Source organism: Paraburkholderia mimosarum LMG 23256 = NBRC 106338, assembly GCF_000739815.1.
Classification (GTDB): Bacteria; Pseudomonadota; Gammaproteobacteria; order Burkholderiales; family Burkholderiaceae; genus Paraburkholderia; species Paraburkholderia mimosarum.
Window position 1 is genome coordinate 1 of the sequence record NZ_BBJJ01000278.1, and the last position, 1586, is coordinate 1586.

Annotated in this window: 1 protein-coding gene and 1 pseudogene; both read left to right on the forward strand. The window is 65.9% G+C overall.

Features of this window, described 5'->3' with window-relative positions; genetic code table 11:
* Positions 1-205, forward strand: a pseudogene (locus BMI01S_RS42355) (histidine ammonia-lyase); the annotation flags it as partial.
* A gap of 54 nt (positions 206-259) precedes the next feature.
* Positions 260-1586, forward strand: a 1327-nt coding sequence (hutU, locus tag BMI01S_RS37340; protein ID WP_042293380.1) for a urocanate hydratase, incomplete at its 3' end; no start/stop codon positions are given.

Consider the following 1586-nt stretch of genomic DNA (forward strand, 5'->3'; position numbering starts at 1 on the left):
ACTCGCCGCGGCCCAGGGCGTGGACCTGCGCGCGCCGCACCACACGAGCCCGGCGCTCGCGCACGTGATGCAGTCGGTGCGCGCCGAGGTGCCGCATTACGATCTCGACCGTTACTTCGCGCCGGACATCGCAGCGCTCACGCGCCTCGTGCAGAACGGGGCGATCGCGACGCACAGCCCGCTGACGTTCGAGTCAGAACAATAAGCGTTGCGAAACACATAAAAAGCATTCCTGAATAACATCAGAGACGAAGACGCCATGAACCACCCGAACTTCACCGACCCCCGCCTCGATCCGACCCGCACGATCCGCGCGCCGCGCGGCGCGGAAAAGGTCTGCAAGACCTGGCTTGCGGAAGCCGCCTACCGGATGATCCAGAACAATCTGGACCCTGAGGTCGCCGAGCATCCGCATGCACTCGTGGTGTACGGCGGCATTGGCCGCGCCGCGCGCAACTGGGAATGCTTCGACCAGATCCTCGCGTCGCTGAAGGACCTGAACGAAGACGAGACGCTGCTGATCCAGTCGGGCAAGCCCGTGGGCGTGTTCCGCACGCACGCGGACGCGCCGCGCGTGCTGCTCGCGAACTCGAACCTCGTGCCGCACTGGGCCACGTGGGAGCATTTCCACGAACTGGATCGCAAGGGCCTCATGATGTACGGTCAGATGACGGCGGGCAGCTGGATCTACATCGGCTCGCAGGGCATCGTGCAGGGCACCTACGAAACCTTCTATTCGGTCGCGAACCAGCACTTCAACGGCGACCCGAAGGGCCGCTGGATCCTCACCGGCGGCCTGGGCGGGATGGGCGGCGCGCAGCCGCTCGCGGCGACCATGGCGGGCTTTTCGATGATCGCCGTGGAATGCGACGAGACGCGCATCGACTTCCGCCTCAAGACGCGCTACGTGGACCGCAAGGCGAAGACCATCGACGAGGCGCTTGCCATCGTCGAGGAAGCGAAGCGCACGGGCAAGCCGGTTTCGGTGGGCCTGCTCGGCAACGCGGCGGACGTGTTCGCCGAGTTCGTGAAGCGCGGCATCACGCCGGACTGCGTGACGGACCAGACGAGCGCGCACGATCCGATCAACGGCTACCTGCCGCAGGGCTGGACGGTCGCGCAGTGGCGCGAAGCGCAGAAGGTTGCGCCCGAAACGATCGTGAAGGTCGCGAAGGAATCGATGGCCAACCAGGTGCGCGCGATGCTCACGCTGCAGGCGCGCGGGGCGGCCACGCTCGACTACGGCAACAACATCCGCCAGATGGCGCTGGAAATGGGCGTGGAAAACGCGTTCGATTTCCCGGGCTTCGTGCCCGCGTACATTCGTCCGCTGTTCTGCGAGGGCAAGGGGCCGTTCCGCTGGGTCGCGCTCTCGGGCGATCCCGAGGACATCTACAAGACCGACGCCAAGGTCAAGGAGCTGATTCCCGACGATCCGCACCTGCACAACTGGCTCGACATGGCGCGCGAGCGCATCGCGTTCCAGGGGCTGCCCGCGCGTATCTGCTGGGTGGGCGTGAAGGATCGCTATCGCCTCGGCCAGGCGTTCAACGAGATGGTGAAGAACGGCGAGCTGAAGGCGCCGG